Here is a 19,451-nt window from a genome sequence, read left to right as displayed (position 1 = left end):
CCTCGTGGCTTGCGTTTAATCGAAACCTTGAGGAGCGGTTTAACCCGATGAGCGCCGACGCCAAACCATCCCCCGACGTCAACCCCGAGGCCAATGCGCGCGAGGTTCTGGACCCGGCCAAGGCGCTGGTTCCGGCCACCGTGCGGGTCAACGAGCAGCGGGTGGCCAAGGGCTTCTGGCCCAAGATCCGCCGGGTGGCCGCCAAGGTTCCGTTCGCGGCCGACGCCCTGTCGCTGTGGTGGTGCGCGCGCGATCCGGCCACGCCCACCGCCGCCAAGGGCATGATGCTGGCGGCCCTGGCCTATTTCGTCCTGCCCACCGACGCCATTCCCGACGTGCTGCCGGCCATCGGCTTCACCGACGACGCGGCCGTGATCGCGGCCCTGATCGCCATCGTCGGCAAGAACCTCAAGCCCCGCCACAAGGACGAGGCCCAGGCCTATCTGGCCAAGCTGGGCGAGGACTGATCTTCAACCCGCGGGGGGCAGGAGACATCGACATGACCCTGTTCGAAACCCGTCCGATCACCGTCTCGATCCAGCGTTCCGCGGCCGAGGTCTACGCTTTCGCCCACGAGCCGCTGAACTTTCCCAAATGGGCGGCGGGCCTGGGCGCGGGCCTGACGCGCGACGGCGACCGCTGGGTCGCCCACGGGCCGGACGGCGACGTCCACGTGCGGTTCTCGCCGCAGAACGACTACGGCGTGCTCGACCACTGGGTGACCCTGCCGGACGGGACCGAGCTGTCCATGCCGCTGCGGGTGGTGCCCAACGGCGACGGGGCCGAGGTGACCCTGACCCTGTTCCGCGCGCCGGGAATGACGGATGAGATCTTCGCGCGCGATCAGGGCATGGTGGAGAAGGACCTGGCCAAGCTGAAGGACCTGCTCGAGGCATGATCACCCTGCGCGCGCCGCGTCCCGGCGACTTCGGCTGGATCGTCCAGCGCCACGGCCAGCTCTACGCCCAGGAGGAGGGCTGGGACGCCCGTTTCGAGGGCGTGGTGGCCGGGGTGGTGTCCGACTACATCAAGACCTTCGACCCGGCCCGCGAGGCCTGCTGGATCGCCGAGCACGAGGGCCAGCCGGTGGGCTCGATCATGCTGGCCCGCGAGAGTGACACGGTGGGCCGCCTGCGCCTGCTGCTGGTCGAGCCCTCGGCGCGGGGCCTGGGCGTGGGCGAGGTGCTGGTGGCCGAGTGCCTGGGGTTCGCCCGGCTGGCGGGCTACGCCGAGGTGATCCTGTGGACCCAGAGCAACCTCCTGCCGGCCCGGCGGCTCTATGCCCGGCATGGGTTCGTGCTGGAGGATAGCTGGGATTACGACGGGTTCGGGCAGGGGCTGGTGTCGGAGAGCTGGCGGCTCCGGCTGTAACCCCCTCAGTCGCTACGCGACAGCTCCCCCAGAGGGGGAGCATTGCTCAGCCCAGATCCTCCCCCTCTGGGGGAGGTGGCCCAGAGGGCCGGAGGGGGTTTGTCTCACCCCATCAAATGCCCCCGCCAAGCCTCCCGCAGCACCTTCTTGTCGATCTTGCCCGTGGCGGTCAGCGGCACCGCCGCGAACACCACGTCGTCCGGCGTCCACCACTTGACGATCCTCGGCGCCAGATAGTCCAGCACCTCGCCCTTGCCGACCGCCGCCCCCTCGTGCGCCTCGATGACCAGCAGCGGCCGCTCTTCCCACTTGGGATGCGGCACGCCCACCACGGCGGCGATCTTCACGCCCGGGCAGCCGGCGGCGATGTTTTCCAGGTCGATGGAGCTGATCCATTCGCCGCCCGACTTGATGACGTCCTTCTGGCGGTCGGTGATCCGCATGAAGCCGTGTTCGTCCAGGGTGGCGATGTCGCCGGTGTCGAACCAGCCGTCGGCGTCGGCCGCGTCCTCGTCCTGGCGGAAATAGCGGCGCACCACCCAGGGGCCGCGCACCTTCAGGGCGCCGGAGGTCTCGCCATCGCGCGGGGCTTCGCTGCCGTCCTCGTTCTCGATCTTCAGCTCGATGCCGAACTGCAGGCGGCCCTGGCGGGTCCAGATCGCCTCGTTCATGGCGTCCTCGCCCAGGGCGGCCAGGGCCGGGGTCGGGGTGGCGACCACGCCGATGGGGCAGGTCTCGGTCATGCCCCAGATCTGCAGCACGTCGACGCCGTATTTCGTCTTGAAGGCCTCGGCCATGGCGCGCGGCACGGCGCTGCCGCCGATCACCACGCGTTTGAGGCTGTCCGGCCGCTGGCCGGTCTGTTCCAGGAAGGCCAGGTACATCGTCCAGATCGTCGGCACCCCGCCGGTGAAGGTGACGCCCTGGCCCTGGATCAGGTCGTGCAGCGAGGCCCCGTCCATCCTGTCGGCCGGCAACACCAGCTTGGACCCGCAGATCGGCGCGCTGAACGGCAGGCCCCAGGCGGTGGCGTGGTAGAGGCTGGAGCAGGGCATCACCACGTCGAAGGCAGTGAAGCCGAACGCGCTGTTCAGGCCCCCGGCCATGGCGTGCAGCACCACGGCGCGATGCGAATAGAGCACGCCCTTGGGATCGCCCGTGGTGCCCGAGGTGTAGCAGAGGAAGGCCCCGCCGTTCTCGTCGAGCAGCGGCCAGTCGAAGACCTCGGCCTCGCCGGCGATCAGGGTCTCGTAGGAGATCGCGCCCACCCCGGCGTCATGGGTCCGCTCGGCGTCCGACAGCATGACGAAGGTCTTCACCGTGGTCAGGCGCGGGGCGATGCGGGCCACCAGCTCGGCGAAATTTCGGTCGAACAGCAGGACGCCGCTGCCGGCGTGCTCGATGGTGAAGACGATCTGGTCGTCCGACAGCCGGGGATTGGCCGTGTGCAGCACCGCGCCCAGGCCGGGAACGGCGTAGAACAGCTCCAGGTGCCGGTGGGTGTTCCAGGCCAGGGACGTGACCCGGTCGCCGGACGTCACGCCCAGCCGCGCCAGCGCGGCCGCCGTCTGGGCGGCGCGACGGGCCAGGCCCGCATAGTCGTAGGTCCAGAGCGGCTCGTCGATCAGCCGCGAGACGATCTCGCGCCCGCCATGGGCCCCGGCCGCGTAGCGCAGTATGCCGCTGATCAGCAGCGGCGTGGTCTGCATCAGGCCCGGGATCATCGGCGCTCCTCCCTTGTCGTTTTGGGAGCAGCTTAGAGCGGGCGGGATGGATTGGGAGTGATCAATTTTCCCCTCCCCCTTGATGGGGGAGGGGCAGGGGTGGGGGTGATTGCGGCCGTGCGGCTGAACCGCCGGGTCACCCCCATCCCCGACCCTTCCCCCATCAAGGGGAGAAGGGAGCCGTCTTGTTAGAACTCTTCCCAGCTGTCCACGGCGACCGCCGCATTGCCCTGGAAGGCGGCCGCGACCTTGGTCTGGGCGGCGCGCGCCGGGCTGGCGACCGGGCGGGAGGCGGGCGTCGTCGCGGCGGGACGGCCAGCGGCCTCGCCGCCGACCCGGAAGCGGCTGACCAGGGTGGCCAGCTCGCCGGCCTCGCCCTTCAGCGAGTGGGTGGCGGCCGTGGCCTGCTCGACCATGGCGGCGTTCTGCTGAACGACCTGGTCCATCTGGTTCACGGCCACATTGACCTGGTGCAGGCCGGTGGACTGCTCCTGGGCCGAGGCGGCGATCTCCTTGACCAGGCCGTCGATCGAGGCGACCTGGGCGACGATGGCGCGCAGGGCCTCGCCCGTCTGGCCGACCAGATTGACCCCGGCCCCAACCTGCTGGGACGAGGTCGAGATCAGGCCCTTGATCTCCTTGGCCGCGTCGGCCGAGCGCTGGGCCAGGGCCCGCACTTCCTGGGCGACCACCGCGAAGCCGCGACCGGCGTCACCGGCCCGAGCCGCCTCGACGCCGGCGTTCAGGGCCAGCAGATTGGTCTGGAAGGCGATCTCGTCGATCACCCCGATGATCTGGCTGACCTGGTTGGACGAGGTCTCGATCTCGGTCATGGCGCTGACGGCCTGGGCGACGATCTGGCCCGACTTCTCCGCGCCGGTCCGGGCGTTGGCCACCAGGCCGGAGACCTCGTTGGCGCCGGCGGCGGTCTTGCGGACCGTGGCGGTGATCTGGTCGAGGGCCGCGGCGGTCTCTTCCAGGCTGGCGGCCTGCTGCTCGGTGCGGCGCGACAGGTCGTCGGAGGCCGAGGCGATCTCGTCCGAGCCCGAGCGGATACCGCCCGTGGCGTTGTTGATGCCGCGCATGGCGTCCTGCAGGCGGTCGGCGGCGGCGTTGAAGTCGGTCTTCAGCTGCTGGGTCTTGGCGGCGAAGTCGATGGTGATGCGGTGGGTCAGGTCGCCGCTCGCCAGATGGTCCAGGGCCTGGCCCAGGGCCGCCACGGCCACGGCGTCGGCCTGAGCCTCGGCGGCCTTCTCGGCTTCGCGCTGGGCGCGCTCGGCCTCGGTCAGGCGGCGCTGCTCGACGGTCTCGCCCTCGAGGCGTGCCTTGGCGATGGCGGCGTCCTTGAAGCTCAGCACGGCGTCGGCCATCTGGCCGACCTCGTCCTTGCGGCCGATGGCCGGCACCTCGACGCCGTTGTCGCCCGAGGCCAGGCGGCGCATCACGGCGGTCATGCGCGACACCGAGGCGCCGATGGTGGCGGTCAGCAGCCAGCCCATCAGGCCGGCGATGACCAGGGCCGCGACGCCGCCGACGATCAGCGACCCGACGGCCAAGTCCATGGCGGCCTTCTGCTCCTTGGCGCGAACGGCCACGCGCTCCAGGGCGGCGGCCATCAGTTCGTCCTGGATTTCGCGGATCGGACCCAGGCTCTGGGTTCCGGTCAGGTCGACGGCCTGGGCGCGGCCGGCGACCGGGTCGGCCATGGCCGTCAGCGTCGGCTCGGCCACTTGCGCGCGCCAGGCCTGCATCGCCCCGCGCAGGCGTTGGATGCGTTCCTTCTGGGCGGCGACGGTCGTCTTCTTCTCGAAGGCGTCCAGGGCTTCGTCGAAGTCGCGGGCCGAGTTCTTGTAGGTGTCGACGAACTGGCTGTCGCCCTTCAGCGCATAGCCGCGCAGGGCGTTCTGTTCCTCCAGCGCCATGGTCATCAAGGCCTCGGCCTGCCGGGCCAGGGTCAGGCTGCGTTGGCTGGACGTCGAGGCGTCCTCGATCCGCAGCAGGCTGGTGAACACCACGGCCGAGGAGACGACGAAGGCCAGGATCAGCGCCGTGAACGCGATCCCGAGCTTCGTGGAGATTTTAAGGTCTTGAAAGCGCATGGCCGCCCCGCCGCAACTGTTCCAGTTGGTAGGGTTTTCGACGCTCCGGGTTAAGTTTACGTTGCGTAAACTTTGAATATCGTTGTTATCTCAAGACTATAGATGTGACAGTACTGCGTCACCCATCTGAACAGTACTCAAATCGCCGCCGAGATCACGGGTGCGGGCGCCGTTGTCCAGGGCCGCCTTGACCGCCGCCAGCAGCTTGTCGGCCGCGTCCGGGCGCTTGAGCGACCAGCGCAGGGCCATCTCGAACGACAGGATGGCGGCCAGCGGGTTGGCCACGCCCTTGCCGGCGATGTCGGGGGCCGAGCCGTGGATGGGCTCGTAGAGGCCCGGCTTGTTGGGATCGCCGATGGCCGCCGAGGGCAGCATGCCCAGCGACCCGGTCAGCATGGCGGCGGCGTCCGACAGAATGTCGCCGAACAGGTTGTCGGTGACGATGACGTCGAACTGCTTGGGGGCGCGCACCAGCTGCATGGCGCAGTTGTCGGCCAGGATGTGCTCCAGCTGGACGTCCGGATATTCACGGGCGTGCAGGTCGGTGATCACCTGCTTCCACAGCAGGCCCGACTCCATGACGTTGGACTTCTCGGCCGAGTGGACCTTGTTGGTGCGGCCCCGGGCCAGTTCGAAGGCCACGCGGCCGACGCGCTCGATCTCGCTGGTGGTGTAGACGGCGGTGTCGAAGCCCTTCTTCTGGCCGTCCGGCAGGTCCTCGACGCCGCGCGGCTGGCCGAAATAGACGCCGCCCACCAGCTCGCGCACGAACATGATGTCCAGGCCCGCCACCAGCTCGGTCTTCAGGCTGGAGGCGTCGGCCAGGGCCTCGAAGCAATAGGCCGGGCGCAGGTTGGCGTAGACGTCCATGGCCTTGCGCAGGTTCAGCAGGCCCGCCTCCGGGCGCAGGTGGCGCGGGGCGCTGGCCCACTTGGGACCGCCGACCGCGCCCATCAGCACCGCGTCGCTGGCGAGAGCCCGGTCGCGGACCTCGTCGGTCAGGGGCGTGCCGTGGGCGTCGAAGCTGGCGCCGCCGTAGATCGCTTCCTCGACGTTCAGGTCGGGGGTGAGGGCGGCGGCCACGCGGCGCACCTCTCCGCAGACCTCGGGGCCGATCCCGTCGCCGGGCAGGAGCAGAAGCGTGGACATCGGAAGGCTCTCTTAGATCTTGCGGTAATCGGAGACGTCGAACGACGCCATGTCGCGGTCGAAGACGCCCAGCTCGGCGCAGCGCAGCCGCCAGGCGGCCATGTGCGGGCTGGCGCGGTGGAAGGCCAGGGCGTCCTCGTCGACGAAGTGCTCGTAGACCCGGATCAGGCCCGGGTCGAACGGATCTTCGCTCAGTGCATAGTCCAGGCAGCCCGGCTCGCCCCGGCTGCCCTCGACCTGAACCCGCATGTGCGGACGCAGGTCGGCCAGGCGCTCGGACGCGATACGGATCGTGCCGGCCAGGATGACGGAGCCCGGGTGCGGCATCAGGCTTCCAGCCAGGGCCGATCCAGGGCGCGCTTGCTTTCGAAGAGGTCGATGTCGCCCGCGTGCTGCAGGGTCTCGCCGATGGCGTCCAGGCCCTTGAGCATCTTCTCCTTGCGCACCGGGTCGATGTCGAAGTGGAAGCTTTGGCCCGAGGGCGAGACCACGGTCTGGGCTTCCAGGTCGACGCTGACCATGTGGTTGCCGCCCTTGGCCTCGTCCATCAGCTGGGCGACCTGCTCGGGCTTCAGCACCACCGGCAGCAGGCCGTTGTTGAAGCAGTTGTTGTTGAAGATGTCGGCGAAGCTGGTGGAGATCACGCACAGGATCCCGAAGTCCATCAGCGCCCAGGGGGCGTGCTCGCGCGAGGAGCCGCAGCCGAAGTTGTCGCCGGCGATCAGCACGGACGAGCCCTTGTACTCCGGCCGGTTCAGCACGAAGTCGGCGATCTCGTTGCCGTCGCCGTCGAAGCGGAAGTCGTAGAACAGGCCCTTGGCCAGTCCCTCGCGCTCGACGGTCTTGAGGAACTGCTTGGGGATGATCTGGTCGGTGTCGATATTGGCCAGCGACAGGGGCGCCGCGCGACCGTCGAGACGGGTGAAGGCCTGCATCAGGCGGTCTCCTCCAGGAAGGTGCGCACGTCGACCAGCCGGCCGGCGATGGCCGCCGCCGCCGCCATGGCCGGGGAGACCAGGTGGGTGCGGCCGGCGCGGCCCTGGCGGCCTTCGAAGTTGCGGTTGCTGGTCGAGGCGCAGCGCTCCTGCGGGGCCAGCTTGTCGGGGTTCATGGCCAGGCACATCGAGCAGCCGGGCTCGCGCCAGTCGAAGCCGGCGGCCTTGAAGATGGCGTCCAGCCCCTCGGCCTCGGCCTGTTCCTTCACCAGGCCCGAGCCCGGCACGACCATGGCCTTGACGTGTTCGGCCACCAGACGGCCGTGCAGGAAGGCTTCCTGCACCACGGCGGCGGCGGCGCGCATGTCCTCGATCCGGCTGTTGGTGCAAGAGCCGATGAAGACGCGGTCGATGCGGGCTTCCGAGATCGGCTGGCCGGCGGTCAGGCCCATATAGTCGAGCGCGCGGTGAGCGGCGGCGCGCTTGTCGGGCGTGGCGAAGCTTTCCGGATCCGGCACGTTGCCGGTCACCGGGATCACGTCCTCGGGCGAGGTGCCCCAGGTGACCATCGGGATCAGCTTGGACCCGTCGATGACGACCGTGCGGTCGAAGCGGGCGCCCTCGTCGCTGACGAAGCCCTTCCAGTACGACAGGGCCATGTCCCAGGCCGCCCCTTTGGGAGCCGAGGGTTTGCCTCGAATATATTCGAAGGTCTTGTCGTCCGGGGCCACCAAGCCGGCCTTGGCGCCGCCCTCGATGGTCAGGTTGCACAGGGTCATGCGGCCTTCCATCGAAAGCCCACGCACGGCCTCGCCGGCGAACTCGATGACATAGCCGGTGCCGCCGGCGGTGCCGATCTCGCCGATCACGGCCAGGGCCACGTCCTTGGCGGTGACGCCAGGGCCCAGCTGGCCGTCGACGCGGACCAGCATGTTCTTGGCCTTCTCCTGGCGCAGGGTTTGCGTCGCCAGAACGTGCTCGACCTCGGACGTGCCGATGCCGTGGGCCAGGGCTCCGAAGGCGCCGTGGGTGGAGGTGTGGCTGTCGCCGCAGACGATGGTCATGCCCGGCTGGGTGCGGCCCTGCTCGGGACCCACCACGTGGACGATCCCGTTGCGGATGTCGCCCATCGGGAAGAATTCGATGCCGTTGTCCTGGACGTTGCGGGCCAGGGTCTTCAGCTGCAGGCGCGCCTCGTCGTCGGCCACGGCGTCGACGCCCTTGGCCTGGCCTTCGGTCGGGATGTTGTGGTCGGCCACGGCGAGCGTGCGGTCGGGCCGGCGCACCTTGCGGCCGGCCGCGCGAAGCCCGGCGAAGGCCTGCGGGGTGGTCACCTCGTGGATGAGGTGCAGGTCGATATAGAGGATCGCCTCGCCGGCGGTTTCGCTGACGACGTGGGCGTCCCAGATCTTGTCGTAGAGGGTCTTCGGTGCGGAGGTCATGATGCTTGGGCATCTAGGCCTTGAGGGCGGGCGCGTAAAGCGATGAAGCGCCGAAAATTCACGTTCTCCGGCCGCCGGAGGGACCGATCCTGCCCTTTAGGCTGGGCTGTGGGCCATTTGACGCAGTTTCTTGCCCTGCTGGGGCCTGCCTCGAACGCAAAGAGGGCGCGCCCTGTGTTTCGGGCGCGCCCTCATATCGCATTTCCTTCAGTGGCCATGACGCCGTTTCTGAAGAGGGCCACTCCCTAGCAAGGGGGCGGTCTGTAAGCCCGTCGCATAAGCGGTGGGGGTAGGTTTACCAAACACCAAAGAACGATGTTTTGTCAATATATCCGTGTGGTTGCACTGAAGCTTGGCCGTGGCGCGGTTCAGCTCGGCGTATGCTCCTCGGGCGTCAGGGCGCCGTCGTGATCGGCGTCCAGCTGGTCGAAGCGCGCCGACAGCTGGGCCTCGCGCCTGGCCCGCATCGCGTCGTTCCCGACACCGATCTTGGCGCGATAGGGCGGCGAGACGAATTCGGCGCGCGTGAGCCGGCCGTCGTGATCGGCGTCGTGGGTGACGAAAGTCTGCTGCGCCGAGGTGATCCGGAAGGCCCGGTACTCGGCCAGGCTCAGGCGGTGGTCGCCGTCCCGGTCGCGATGGTCGATCAGCTCCTGGGCGACCACGGCCCAGGGGCGGGGCGGGCCGATGCGGACGACGCCGTTCCTGGGCCTGGCCGCGACCGAGGCGGGCGTGATCGTCGCGGGGCGCGACAGGCTGAAGCCTTCGGGCGGCGGGGTCAGCTCCTGGGCGGTCAGGTAGCCGTCGTGGTCGGTGTCCTGGGCGGCGAAGGCGGCCTTCAGGTCGTCGCCGGCCACGCCGTCGCGCGGGACCAGGACGACGGCGGTTCCGGCCAGGACGGCCAGGGCCAGGGTGGGATAGACGAAACGTCTGCGGATCATGGCGGCTTTCTCCGAGGTGAGGATTTCCACCGGACGCGCCAGGTAGCTGTCGATGAAGCCGCGCAGGACCTCGCTGGCCGCTTCGCCCTCCTGGCGGCAGCGCTCCATGAAGTCGCGCTTGAGGCCATGGGGCAGGCGCACCTGCAGGGTCTCGGATTTCTTCGGCGTGGTCTTCATCGGGTCAGCACACTGGTCCTTCCGGCGTCGCCACCAAGCCGCGATCGCCGGCCGAACGAAACCGAACCCTCGTCCGGACGCCAGCGCAATTTCGTACGTACAGCCGTCCGTTCGCGAAGACGGGCCCGAAAGCCGGAAACCGGCCAAAGAAAAAGGCCCCGGCGTTTCCGCCGGGGCCCTGATCTTTCGCGCGGACGCGACGCTTATTCGGCGTCGGTCTTGTCCTTGCGGACGTTGGTGCGCTCGGCGATGCGGGCCGACTTACCGCGACGGTCGCGCAGGTAGTACAGCTTGGCGCGACGGACGACGCCGCGACGCTTGACTTCGATGCTTTCGATGCTGGGCGACAGCAGGGGGAACAGACGCTCCACGCCTTCGCCGAACGAGATCTTGCGGACGGTGAAGCTCTCGTGCACGCCGCCGCCTTGACGGGCGATGCAGACGCCTTCGTAGGCCTGGACGCGCTCGCGCTCGCCTTCCTTGATGCGGACGTTCACGCGCAGGGTGTCGCCCGGCTCGAACTCGGGGATGGCGCGGGCCGACAGCAGACGCTGGGCTTCTTCGCGCTCGAGTTCCTTGATGATGTTAGCAGCCATAATTCATTCTCCTTTGGGCTTACCCGTTTTCGGGCCGCCTTTTGCCTGTTGATTGGCGAGATGCGCTTCCCAGAGGTCTGGACGCCGCTCGCGAGTGGTCTCTTCACGCATCGACTGCCGCCACTGGGCCACCTTCTTGTGGTCGCCCGACAGCAGCACCTCGGGGATGTCCCGTCCTTCGAACGTCCGCGGTCGCGTGTACTGCGGATGCTCCAGGAGGCCGTCCTCGAAGCTTTCTTCCTGCGTGCTCTCGAAATTGCCCAGAACCCCTGGAGCCAATCGAACGCACGCCTCGATCACGACCATCGCCGCCGCCTCGCCACCGGCAAGGACCGCGTCTCCGACCGAGACCTCCTCGAACCCCCGGGCGTCGAGCACCCGCTGATCCACCCCCTCGAAACGGCCGCACAGCACCACGATACCGGGGGCCTTGGACCATTCCTTGACGCGCGCCTGGGTCAGGGGCCGACCCCGGGCGCTCATGTACAAAAGCGGCCGCCCACCGAGCTCCACGCTGTCGAGCGCAGAGGCGATGACGTCCGCTTTGAGTACCGCTCCCGCGCCGCCACCCGCGGGGGTGTCGTCGAGGAAGCCGCGCTTATCCTTGGAAAACCCCCGAATGTCCAGTGTTTCCAAACGCCACAGGTCTTCCTCGCGCCAGGCGGTCCCGATCATCGAGACGCCGAGGGGGCCCGGAAAGGCCTCGGGGAACATGGTCAGGACGGTGGCGGTGAACGGCATGGGCGCTCCATAGCGCCCAATGCCGTCAGAAATCTAGGTCAGCAGGGTGCGGGGCAGGGGCTTGCCGGACTCGGCGGGGGCCAGGGGCGGGGTCAGCTTGACCGGCTCGCTGGTCGGGCCGGCGCTCGGCGCGACATGGTGCATGGGGGCGATCGCCAGCACGGCGGCCGTGGTCAGGGTGGCGGCGACGAGCGCCGTACCGACGCGGATCTTCTTCCATGAAACCATGGGAAACTGCAGTCCTGTTGTTGTCTGGGCGTCCAAACCAAAGCCCGGGAGAGGGGGAGGTTCCCGTTTTTCGGCCGTTTTGGACCTTCTGCCTCTAGGCCAGGCAATTGACCTCGCCAAGGCGGCATTACGACGCGCGCGCCCAATTTCGGCCAACGCCGCGCCCAAAGTCGCATCCGGAGGCGCCTGCTGCCAGGACGCTGTCAGCAGGCGGTGATCAAGTCCGATTTCCGCGAGACGCCGCCCTCGGAGGCTGGCCATAGTCCGCCCCGTCCAAGTCCGGGAGCCGCTCCATGACCTCGTCCTCAGCCGACCTTTTCCACGCCCTGCACGCCGGCCCCGGCGTGCTGCGCCTGCCCAACGCCTGGGACGCGGCCAGCGCCGCCCTGATGGAGGACGCCGGCGCCCAGGCCGTGGCCACCTCCAGCGCCGCCGTGGCCTGGGCGCGCGGCTATGCCGACGGCGACGCCCTGCCGGTCTCCGCCCTGATCGACGTGGTCGCGGGGATCGCGCGGGTCATCAAGGTTCCCCTGACCGCCGACATCGAGGGCGGCTACACCGACGACCTTTCCGAACTGGCAGAGACCGTGCGGGCGGTGGTCGGGGCCGGGGCCGTGGGGATCAATCTGGAGGACGGTCGCCGCGATCCGGACCTTCACGCCCGCAAGATCGCCGCCGCCCGCGCCGCCGCCGAGGGCGCGGGGGTGAACCTCTTCATCAACGCCCGCACCGACGTCTATCTGGCGGGCCTGGCGGAGGGCGAGGCGGCCCTGGCCGAGACGCTGCGCCGCGCGGCCCTCTATGCCCAGGCCGGCGCCAGCGGGATCTTCGTGCCCTTGCCGATCGAGGAGGACGTGCTGTCGGCCCTGGCCGCCGGGATCGCCCTGCCGCTGAACGCCATGGGCCGGCCGGGCATGCCCTCGGCCGAGCGCCTGGGCCAGTTGGGCGTGCGCCGCCTCAGCGCCGCCACCGGCCCGTTCCGAGGGGCCTATGGCGCGATGCTGACGGCGACCAAGACGTTCCTGGCCGATGGCGACACCACCGGCTACGCGGCTGCGGCCAAGGACCTGCCGGATCTCAATGCCCGCTTCGGCTAGGCCGGGGGCATGAAAGCGCCGCGCTTGGCCATGGGGACACGCCGCAAGGGCATGTCCCCGGCTAGGCGGGCCGACCTCGACCGCCTATCTTCCCGGCCATGACCGACACGCTCGCGCCCGATTCCGCCGCCGCTCCCGAAGCAGACCGTCCGCTGACCCAGGACGGCCCCGCCGTGCGGCTGTTCCTGGTGGACGGCTCGGCCTATCTGTTCCGCGCCTATCACGCCCTGCCGCCCCTGACCCGCAAGAGCGACGGCCTGCCCGTCGGCGCCGTCCAGGGCTTCTGCAACATGCTGTGGAAGCTGATGCGCGACATGCAGGGCGACGCCCCCACCCACCTGGCGGTGATCTGGGACCACTCGGAAAAGACGTTCCGCAACAGCCTGTACGACCAGTACAAGGCCCACCGTCCGCCGCCGCCGGAAGACCTGATCCCGCAGTTCCCACTGGTGCGCGAGGCCACCCGCGCCTTCGGCGTGCCCGCCATCGAGCTGGCCGGCTACGAGGCCGACGACCTGATCGCCGCCTATGCCTGCAAGGCCCGTGACCTGGGCGGCGAGGCGGTGATCGTCTCGTCCGACAAGGACCTGATGCAGCTGGTCGGCGAGGGCGTGTCGATGTTCGACCCGATGAAGGGCGTGCGCATCGACCGCGAGCAGGTGTTCGAGAAGTTCGGCGTCTATCCCGAGAAGGTGGTGGACGTGCAGTCGCTGTGCGGCGACAGCGTCGACAACGTTCCGGGCGCGCCCGGCATCGGCATCAAGACCGCCGCCCAGCTGATCAACGAATACGGCGACCTCGACACGCTGCTGGCCCGGGCCGGCGAGATCAAGCAGCCCAAGCGCCGCGAGACCCTGATCGAATATGCCGACCAGATCCGCCTGTCGCGATCGCTGGTGAAGCTGGACTGCGACACGCCCCTGCCCGAGCCCATCGACGACCTGGTGGTGCGCGAGCCCGACAAGGCCGTGCTGGCCGCGTTCCTCGACCAGATGGAGTTTCGCACCCTGGCCCGCCGGGTCGGCGACGGCAACGCCGCCGCCGCGCCGCGCACCCTGGACCGCCCGGTCAGCGCGCCGACCGCCCCGGTGCTGTCGGTCTCGTACGGCCGTCCCGCCGAGCGGGCCGCGACCGAGGCCCAGGCCATCGACACGACGTCCTACGTCCGCATCCAGGACATCGAGACCCTGAACGCCTGGGTGGCCAAGGCCGCCGCCAAGGGCATCGTCGCCTTCGACACCGAGACCGATGCGCTCGGTTCGGCCACGGCGGGTCTGTGCGGCGTCTCCCTGGCCATCGCGCCCGGCGAGGCCTGCTACATCCCGGTGGGCCACTGCGAGAAGGACGGCCTGGCCCTGGAGGCGGCCGCCGACCTCGTCCAGGTCCCGCTGGACCAGGCCATCGCCGCCCTGAAGCCGCTGCTGGAAGATCCGGCGGTGCTGAAGGTGGCCCAGAACGCCAAGTACGACATCGCCGTCCTGGCCCGGCATGGGATCAAGGTGGGTCCGATCGAGGACACCATGCTGATCAGCTACGTGCTGGAGGCGGGTCTGCACGGCCACGGCATGGACGAGCTGTCGGAGCTGTGGCTGGGCCACAAGCCGATCCCGTTCAAGCAGGTGGCGGGGACCGGCAAGAACCAGATCAGCTTCAAGCATGTGGGCCTGACCGAGGCCACGGCCTATGCGGCCGAGGACGCCGACGTCACCCTGCGGCTCTACAACATCCTCAAGCCCCAGCTGGCCCAGAAGGGCCTGCTGACCGTCTACGAGACCCTGGAGCGTCCGCTGCCGGCCGTGCTGGCGGCGATGGAGAACGAGGGCGTGCGGGTCGACCCGGACACCCTGCGCCGGCTCTCCAACGACTTCTCCATGCGCATGGCCGAGTTCGAGGCCCGCGCCCAGGAACTGGTCGGCCGTCCGTTCAACCTGGGCAGCCCCAAGCAGATCGGCGACGTGCTGTTCGGCGAGATGGCCCTGAAGGGCGGCAAGAAGACCGCCACCGGCCAGTGGTCCACCGACAGCGACGTGCTCGAAGCCCTGGCGGGTGAGCACGAACTGCCGCGCGTCCTCTTGGACTGGCGCCAGCTGTCGAAGCTGAAGGGCACCTATACCGAGAACCTGATCGCGGCCATCGCGCCGGGCGGCGGCGACCGCATCCACACCTCCTACGCCCTGGCGGCGACCACGACGGGCCGCCTGTCGTCGTCGGATCCGAACCTGCAGAACATCCCGATCCGCACCGAGGAAGGCCGCAAGATCCGCAAGGCCTTTGTGGCCGCGCCGGGCAAGGTGCTGATCAGCGCCGACTACAGCCAGATCGAGCTGCGCCTGCTGGCCCACATCGGCGACATCCCGCAGCTGAAGAAGGCCTTCCAGGAGGGCCTGGACATCCACGCCATGACGGCCTCGGAGATGTTCGACGTGCCCATCGAGGGTATGCCCAGCGAGGTGCGCCGCCGGGCGAAAGCCATCAACTTCGGCATCGTCTACGGCATCAGCGCGTTCGGCCTGGCCAATCAGCTGTCGATCCCGCAGGGCGAGGCCGGGGCCTATATCAAGACCTATTTCGAGCGCTTCCCCGGCATCCAGGCCTATATGGAGGCGACGAAAGCCTTCGTGCGCGAGCACGGCTACGTCACCACCATCTTCGGGCGAAAGATCAACATCCCCGATATCGGCGGCAAGTCGGTGGCCCACCGGCAGTTCGCCGAGCGGGCGGCGATCAACGCCCCGATCCAGGGCGCGGCCGCCGACGTCATGCGCCGGGCCATGATCCGCATGCCGGCGGCGCTGGAGGCCGAAGGGCTGTCGAGCAAGATGCTGCTGCAGGTGCACGACGAACTGGTCTTCGAAGCGCCCGAGGCCGAAGCCGAGGCCACCATCGCCGTCGCCCGCCGGGTGATGGAGGGCGCCGCCGAGCCGGCCGTGGCCATCTCGGTGCCGTTGACGGTCGAGGCTCGCGCGGCCGCCAACTGGGACGAGGCGCACTAAACTTCGAAAAAATTTGCACGAGGGCGGCACTGCGGCCTGAGGTAGAGCGCTCCGATCACGGAGCGCTCAAAGCCCGTGCGCATACAATCTTGGATCACCCCTACCCAAGGGAAGATGAAAATCTTCCAAGTATAGTTTGGCGGGGTGCGACGTTGCGCCACAGTACAGTTAATGTCGTGGAAACCGTGCGGCGGCCAGAGGTAGGGGCGCGACGTAGACTTCCGGCTGCGACCTAAATTCCCGTGGTTTCTGAAGTTTCGTCGCTGTCCCTGACTGGAGCGCGACCATGAAATTCGGCGATCTGAAAATTCCCCACAAGCTGATGGCGGTGTTCGCCGTGATGCTGGCGGCGATCGCGGTCATGGGCGTGACGCTGTTCATCAACCAGATGGACTACGAGGGATCGGTCGACCGCACCGAGCGCGCCTACGAATCCTTGCGCGCCGCCGACACCGCCGCCTTCCGCCTGACCCGTCAGGAGAACTCGCTGCGCGGCTTCCTGCTGTCGGGCGACGAATACTACGTCAAGCGCCTGGAAGAGGCGCACAAGCCCAAGTTCCTGGCGGCCCTGGACGACCTGCGCAAGCTGGCCAAGGGCGACGAGGCCTCGCTGGCCCGCATCGCCGCCGTCGACGCCGCCTACGCCAACTACCGCGCCCAGGCCATCGAGCCGGGCGAGAGCCTGGGCCGCGATCCGGCCACCCGTCCGCAGGCGGTCGAGCTGGTCAAGCACGACGGCGTCGCCGACCAGGCCGTCGAGCCGGTCGAGAACGCCATCGAGGCCATCACCAAGAACGCCGAGGAAGCCCTGCAGATCGAGGCGGCCGCCCAGAAGAAGGCCTCGCTGGAGACCACCCTGGCCCTGATCATCGGCATCGGCGTGACCATCGCCATCGCCGTGGGCGGCGGCCTGCTGCTGACCGGCGGCATCGCCGGCCCCGTGGCGGCCATGACCGCGGCCATGCGCCGCCTGGCCTCGGGCGACAACGGCGTGGCCATCCCCGCCACCGGCCGCAAGGACGAGATCGGCGAAATGGCCGCCGCCGTGGCCCACTTCAAGGAAGCCGCGATCGAGAAGATCCGCATGGAGGGCGCCGCCGCCGACCAGCGCGCCGCCACCGAGGCCGAACGCGCCGCCGTCGCCGACGAGAAGGCCGAGGTCGAGCGCACCGACGCGGTCGCCATCGGCGCCTTGAACGAGGCGCTGGACCGCCTGGCGGGCGGCGACCTGACCCACCGCATCACCATGCCCTTCGCCCCCAAGGCCGAGAGCCTGAAGAGCAACTTCAACGCCGCCGCCGAGCGCATGCAGACCGCGATGCAGGCCATCGCCGTCGCCACCGGCGGCGTCAGCAGCGGCAGCGACGAGATCGCCTCGGCCTCCGACGACCTGTCGCGCCGCACCGAGCAGCAGGCCGCCTCGCTGGAAGAGACCGCGGCCGCCCTGGACGAGATCACCGCCACGGTCCGCAAGACCGCCGCCGGCGCCAAGGAGGCCTCGTCGGTCGTGGCCGCCGCCCGCGGCGACGCCGAGAAGTCGGGCCGCATCGTCGGCCAGGCGGTCAGCGCCATGACCGAGATCGAGACCTCGTCCAACCAGGTCAGCCAGATCATCGGCGTGATCGACGAGATCGCCTTCCAGACCAACCTCCTGGCCCTGAACGCCGGCGTCGAAGCCGCCCGTGCGGGTGACGCGGGTCGCGGCTTCGCGGTGGTCGCCCAGGAAGTCCGGGCCCTGGCCCAACGCTCGGCCGACGCGGCCAAGGAGATCAAGACCCTGATCTCGACCTCGACCCAGCAGGTCGAGGCGGGCGTGGAGCTGGTCGGCCAGACCGGCCAGGCCCTGCAGCGCATCGTCGAGCAGGTCGCCTCCATCGACGCCCTGGTCACCGAGATTTCGGCCTCGGCCAACGAGCAGTCGACCGGCCTGCACGAGGTCAACACCGCCGTGAACCAGATGGACCAGGTCGTTCAGCAGAACGCCGCCATGGTCGAGCAGGCCACCGCCGCCACCCACTCGCTGAAGGGCGAGGCCAGCGAGCTGGCGACCCTGGTCGCCCGCTTCAAGCTGGGCGGCGAGACGGCTTCGGCCCCGGTCCGCGCCAGCGCCCCGGCCCGTCCCAACACCGCCGTCCGCCCCGGCCGCGCCCCGGCCCCGGTTTCGCGCGGAAACACTGCCCTGGCCGTCAAGAGCGACGACTGGGAAGAATTCTGATCGGCGTCCCCTCTTCGATCAGATGACGGAAGGCTCCCTGGATTTGTCCCCCGGGGAGCCTTTTTCGTTTCGGGGATGCCCGGATCCGAAAAACAAATGCTCCCCCTCAGGGGGAGCTGTCGCGGAGCGACTGAGGGGGTCTTGCGGCATGGGCCGTGAAACCCCCTCCGGCCCTCTGGGCCACCTCCCCCAGAGGGGGAGGATTTAGGTTCGGCCGCTCTTCACTAGAACCACCCCGCCTCGCGCAGGGCCTTCGCATACGCCCGGCTGACCGGGGCCTCGACGCCGCCTTTCAGGGTCAGGGTGGCGCGGCCGTCGCCGCGTTTGGCGTCCTGGACGGCGGCCTTGGCCACCCACCAGGAGCGGTGGGTCTGGGCGCCTTCGATGCCCTCCAGCTCGGCCACCGCGTCCGACAGGCGCAGCAGGATCAGGTCCTGGCCCTTGGAGGTGTGCAGGCGCAGATAGTGGTCCTCGGCCTCGACGGCCCAGATCTCGCTTCCGCGCAGCTTGACGGGCAGGCGTTCCAGGAAGCGGGGCGGCGGGGCCTCGGGCGGGGCGGCGTGGGTCTGGATCGTGGGGCGGGTGGCCAGGGTCATCAGGGCGGTCATGCCGCTGGTCATCACCAGGGTGACGCCGAAATAGGTGGCCATGACCGGCAGGGTCGGTGTCTGGCGACCGCCCGCCAGCCAGATCAGCACGGTGATCAGCGGGGTCAGCACGGCGACGATGACCAGGGCCCGCCACCAGGTCGAACCCAGGCCCGGCAGAAAGCGCGAGACCAGCAGGGCCACGGTCGTGCCCAGCACCGCCCCTACCGCCGACAGGCCGATCCAGTAGGCCAGGCGCGGGACCATCGGCGTGTCGCCGCTGCCCAGGGCGCCGATCAGGGCCAGGAAGGCGCCGGCCACGACGGCGACCACGAGCGGCCGCAGATAGCTTCGCAGGAAGGCCGGAACGGAGGTGGTCGTTGGCGAAGCGCCAGTGGCGCCGGGCCGCCGTCCACGAACTCCGCCCGCTGTCTCACGCACCTTCGGATGACCCCTGTCGCCGTCGATCCTAAGCCGGACCCGACCTTGATCGCCCTAGCACGGCCGCGATCGCATCGGGAGAAAACAAGATGTCCGACACCAGCCTGTCAATCGGCCCCGCCCGCTTTCTGCGCACGGTCGCGATCGGCGTGGCCGTCACCGTGGGCCTGATCCTGGCGACCGGCGCGGCCCAGGGGCGCGCGCCGACGGAGGTGCTGGAAGGGTTCCTGCATCTGAAGGGCCACCTGCACGCCCCCCGCTTCGGCCTGCTGGCGGTCGCGCCGCTCCAGATCCAGATCCACGTGGCGGCGGTCAGCGTCGCCCTGGCCGTGGGGATCGCCCTGATGCTGGGCCTGAAGGGCAACACGGTCCACCGCACGCTCGGCTGGGTCTGGGTCGTGGCCATGGCCACGGCGGCGATCTCGTCGCTGTTCATCCATCGGGCCAACGCCGGGAGCTTCAGCTTCCTGCACCTGTTCGCCGGCTGGACCCTCATCATGCTGCCCATGGCGGTGTTCGCCGCGCGCAAGCACAATGTCCGCCTGCACAGCCGCACCATGACCGGCCTGTTCGTCGGCGGCCTGCTGATCGCCGGGGTCTTCGCCTTCATGCCGGGTCGGCTGATGTGGCAGATCGCCTTCGGCTGATCCCGCCAGACGCGGGGCGCTTGCCAGAGGCGCGATTGGAGGCCTACGAACGGTCAGGAAACGCGCGG

At 69.2% G+C, this 19,451-nt stretch carries 18 protein-coding genes; 7 read left to right on the top strand and 11 right to left on the bottom strand.

The window, feature by feature from the left end:
- The first annotated feature begins 47 nt into the window (after positions 1 to 47).
- The 3 genes from AC07OA_RS20080 to AC07OA_RS20070 are packed head-to-tail and all read left to right on the top strand — an operon-like array spanning position 48 to position 1,371.
- Complete coding sequence (locus AC07OA_RS20080; RefSeq protein ID WP_494665586.1) at positions 48 to 467, top strand: YkvA family protein; 420 nt, start codon at positions 48 to 50, stop codon at positions 465 to 467.
- A gap of 32 nt (positions 468 to 499) precedes the next feature.
- Positions 500 to 898 carry an SRPBCC family protein gene (locus AC07OA_RS20075; protein ID WP_494665585.1) on the top strand — a complete coding sequence of 133 codons (399 nt, stop codon included), beginning with the start codon at positions 500 to 502 and terminating at the stop codon, positions 896 to 898.
- Positions 895 to 1,371: a GNAT family N-acetyltransferase gene (locus AC07OA_RS20070; RefSeq protein ID WP_494665584.1), complete on the top strand. Its 477-nt coding sequence runs from the start codon at positions 895 to 897 to the stop codon at positions 1,369 to 1,371. The genes AC07OA_RS20075 and AC07OA_RS20070 overlap by 4 nt, the downstream gene beginning before the upstream one ends.
- Positions 1,372 to 1,475: 104 nt before the next feature.
- Here AC07OA_RS20070 and AC07OA_RS20065 read toward each other — a convergent pair whose 3' ends face one another.
- The 10 genes from AC07OA_RS20065 to AC07OA_RS20020 all read right to left on the bottom strand — a co-directional run bounded on the left by AC07OA_RS20065 (position 1,476) and on the right by AC07OA_RS20020 (position 11,403).
- Positions 1,476 to 3,095: a long-chain fatty acid--CoA ligase gene (locus AC07OA_RS20065; protein WP_494665583.1), complete on the bottom strand. Its 1,620-nt coding sequence runs from the start codon at positions 3,093 to 3,095 to the stop codon at positions 1,476 to 1,478.
- Positions 3,096 to 3,283: 188 nt separating this feature from the next.
- A complete protein-coding gene (locus AC07OA_RS20060; RefSeq protein ID WP_494665582.1) occupies positions 3,284 to 5,194 on the bottom strand; it encodes a methyl-accepting chemotaxis protein in 1,911 nt (636 codons plus the stop codon).
- A gap of 96 nt (positions 5,195 to 5,290) precedes the next feature.
- Positions 5,291 to 6,343: a 3-isopropylmalate dehydrogenase gene (leuB, locus tag AC07OA_RS20055; RefSeq protein ID WP_494665581.1), complete on the bottom strand. Its 1,053-nt coding sequence runs from the start codon at positions 6,341 to 6,343 to the stop codon at positions 5,291 to 5,293.
- Positions 6,344 to 6,355: 12 nt separating this feature from the next.
- On the bottom strand, positions 6,356 to 6,670 hold the full coding sequence (locus AC07OA_RS20050) for a putative quinol monooxygenase (protein WP_494665580.1): 315 nt from the start codon (positions 6,668 to 6,670) through the stop codon (positions 6,356 to 6,358).
- On the bottom strand, positions 6,670 to 7,278 hold the full coding sequence (gene leuD / locus AC07OA_RS20045; RefSeq protein WP_494665579.1) for a 3-isopropylmalate dehydratase small subunit: 609 nt from the start codon (positions 7,276 to 7,278) through the stop codon (positions 6,670 to 6,672). Before leuD ends, AC07OA_RS20050 begins: the two co-directional genes overlap by 1 nt.
- Complete coding sequence (gene leuC, locus AC07OA_RS20040) at positions 7,278 to 8,720, bottom strand: 3-isopropylmalate dehydratase large subunit (RefSeq protein ID WP_494665578.1); 1,443 nt, start codon at positions 8,718 to 8,720, stop codon at positions 7,278 to 7,280. The genes leuD and leuC overlap by 1 nt, the downstream gene beginning before the upstream one ends.
- 368 nt (positions 8,721 to 9,088) lie before the next feature.
- Positions 9,089 to 9,838 (bottom strand): EF-hand domain-containing protein, encoded by a 750-nt coding sequence (locus AC07OA_RS20035; protein ID WP_494665577.1) that lies wholly within the window; start codon positions 9,836 to 9,838, stop codon positions 9,089 to 9,091.
- A gap of 203 nt (positions 9,839 to 10,041) precedes the next feature.
- Positions 10,042 to 10,434: a 50S ribosomal protein L19 gene (gene rplS, locus AC07OA_RS20030; RefSeq protein WP_494665576.1), complete on the bottom strand. Its 393-nt coding sequence runs from the start codon at positions 10,432 to 10,434 to the stop codon at positions 10,042 to 10,044.
- Between the two features lie 3 nt (positions 10,435 to 10,437).
- Entirely contained in the window at positions 10,438 to 11,175 is a 738-nt protein-coding gene (trmD, locus tag AC07OA_RS20025; RefSeq protein ID WP_494665575.1) for a tRNA (guanosine(37)-N1)-methyltransferase TrmD, read from the bottom strand.
- A 33-nt stretch (positions 11,176 to 11,208) separates the two neighbouring features.
- On the bottom strand, positions 11,209 to 11,403 hold the full coding sequence (locus AC07OA_RS20020) for a hypothetical protein (protein ID WP_494665574.1): 195 nt from the start codon (positions 11,401 to 11,403) through the stop codon (positions 11,209 to 11,211).
- 293 nt (positions 11,404 to 11,696) lie between these two features.
- Between AC07OA_RS20020 and AC07OA_RS20015 the strand changes: the two genes are divergently transcribed.
- The 3 genes from AC07OA_RS20015 (at position 11,697) to AC07OA_RS20005 (ending at position 17,708) form a co-directional block, all read left to right on the top strand.
- The gene (locus tag AC07OA_RS20015; protein ID WP_494665573.1) at positions 11,697 to 12,500 is read left to right on the top strand and encodes an isocitrate lyase/PEP mutase family protein; all 804 of its coding nucleotides are present in this window, start codon (positions 11,697 to 11,699) and stop codon (positions 12,498 to 12,500) included.
- 98 nt (positions 12,501 to 12,598) lie between these two features.
- Positions 12,599 to 15,493 carry a DNA polymerase I gene (polA, locus tag AC07OA_RS20010; RefSeq protein WP_494665572.1) on the top strand — a complete coding sequence of 965 codons (2,895 nt, stop codon included), beginning with the start codon at positions 12,599 to 12,601 and terminating at the stop codon, positions 15,491 to 15,493.
- Positions 15,494 to 15,779: 286 nt separating this feature from the next.
- A complete protein-coding gene (locus tag AC07OA_RS20005) occupies positions 15,780 to 17,708 on the top strand; it encodes a HAMP domain-containing methyl-accepting chemotaxis protein (RefSeq protein ID WP_494665571.1) in 1,929 nt (642 codons plus the stop codon).
- A gap of 224 nt (positions 17,709 to 17,932) precedes the next feature.
- On the opposite strand, the gene AC07OA_RS20000 is transcribed toward AC07OA_RS20005, so the two are convergent.
- Positions 17,933 to 18,628: a LytTR family DNA-binding domain-containing protein gene (locus tag AC07OA_RS20000; RefSeq protein WP_494665570.1), complete on the bottom strand. Its 696-nt coding sequence runs from the start codon at positions 18,626 to 18,628 to the stop codon at positions 17,933 to 17,935.
- 197 nt (positions 18,629 to 18,825) lie between these two features.
- Between AC07OA_RS20000 and AC07OA_RS19995 the strand changes: the two genes are divergently transcribed.
- Positions 18,826 to 19,383, top strand: coding sequence for a DUF2306 domain-containing protein (locus tag AC07OA_RS19995; protein WP_494665569.1), 558 nt, complete (start codon positions 18,826 to 18,828; stop codon positions 19,381 to 19,383).
- The last annotated feature ends 68 nt before the right edge of the window (positions 19,384 to 19,451 follow it).

The sequence above is a fragment of the Caulobacter sp. GW821-FHT09B08 genome (assembly GCF_059418225.1).
Note: the sequence above shows the minus strand (reverse complement) of the source record. Positions and strands in the feature narration are given on the sequence as shown.

Bases quoted from the DNA above. Each gene is read 5' to 3' on its own strand.
- AC07OA_RS20080 (WP_494665586.1), top strand. From the start codon at position 48: ATGAGCGCCGACGCCAAACCATCCCCCGACGTCAACCCCGAGGCCAAT.
- AC07OA_RS20075 (WP_494665585.1), top strand. From the start codon at position 500: ATGACCCTGTTCGAAACCCGTCCGATCACCGTCTCGATCCAGCGTTCC.
- AC07OA_RS20070 (WP_494665584.1), top strand. From the start codon at position 895: ATGATCACCCTGCGCGCGCCGCGTCCCGGCGACTTCGGCTGGATCGTC.
- AC07OA_RS20065 (WP_494665583.1), bottom strand. From the start codon at position 3,095: ATGATCCCGGGCCTGATGCAGACCACGCCGCTGCTGATCAGCGGCATA.
- AC07OA_RS20060 (WP_494665582.1), bottom strand. From the start codon at position 5,194: ATGCGCTTTCAAGACCTTAAAATCTCCACGAAGCTCGGGATCGCGTTC.
- leuB (WP_494665581.1), bottom strand. From the start codon at position 6,343: ATGTCCACGCTTCTGCTCCTGCCCGGCGACGGGATCGGCCCCGAGGTC.
- AC07OA_RS20050 (WP_494665580.1), bottom strand. From the start codon at position 6,670: ATGCCGCACCCGGGCTCCGTCATCCTGGCCGGCACGATCCGTATCGCG.
- leuD (WP_494665579.1), bottom strand. From the start codon at position 7,278: ATGCAGGCCTTCACCCGTCTCGACGGTCGCGCGGCGCCCCTGTCGCTG.
- leuC (WP_494665578.1), bottom strand. From the start codon at position 8,720: ATGACCTCCGCACCGAAGACCCTCTACGACAAGATCTGGGACGCCCAC.
- AC07OA_RS20035 (WP_494665577.1), bottom strand. From the start codon at position 9,838: ATGAAGACCACGCCGAAGAAATCCGAGACCCTGCAGGTGCGCCTGCCC.
- rplS (WP_494665576.1), bottom strand. From the start codon at position 10,434: ATGGCTGCTAACATCATCAAGGAACTCGAGCGCGAAGAAGCCCAGCGT.
- trmD (WP_494665575.1), bottom strand. From the start codon at position 11,175: ATGCCGTTCACCGCCACCGTCCTGACCATGTTCCCCGAGGCCTTTCCG.
- AC07OA_RS20020 (WP_494665574.1), bottom strand. From the start codon at position 11,403: ATGGTTTCATGGAAGAAGATCCGCGTCGGTACGGCGCTCGTCGCCGCC.
- AC07OA_RS20015 (WP_494665573.1), top strand. From the start codon at position 11,697: ATGACCTCGTCCTCAGCCGACCTTTTCCACGCCCTGCACGCCGGCCCC.
- polA (WP_494665572.1), top strand. From the start codon at position 12,599: ATGACCGACACGCTCGCGCCCGATTCCGCCGCCGCTCCCGAAGCAGAC.
- AC07OA_RS20005 (WP_494665571.1), top strand. From the start codon at position 15,780: ATGAAATTCGGCGATCTGAAAATTCCCCACAAGCTGATGGCGGTGTTC.
- AC07OA_RS19995 (WP_494665569.1), top strand. From the start codon at position 18,826: ATGTCCGACACCAGCCTGTCAATCGGCCCCGCCCGCTTTCTGCGCACG.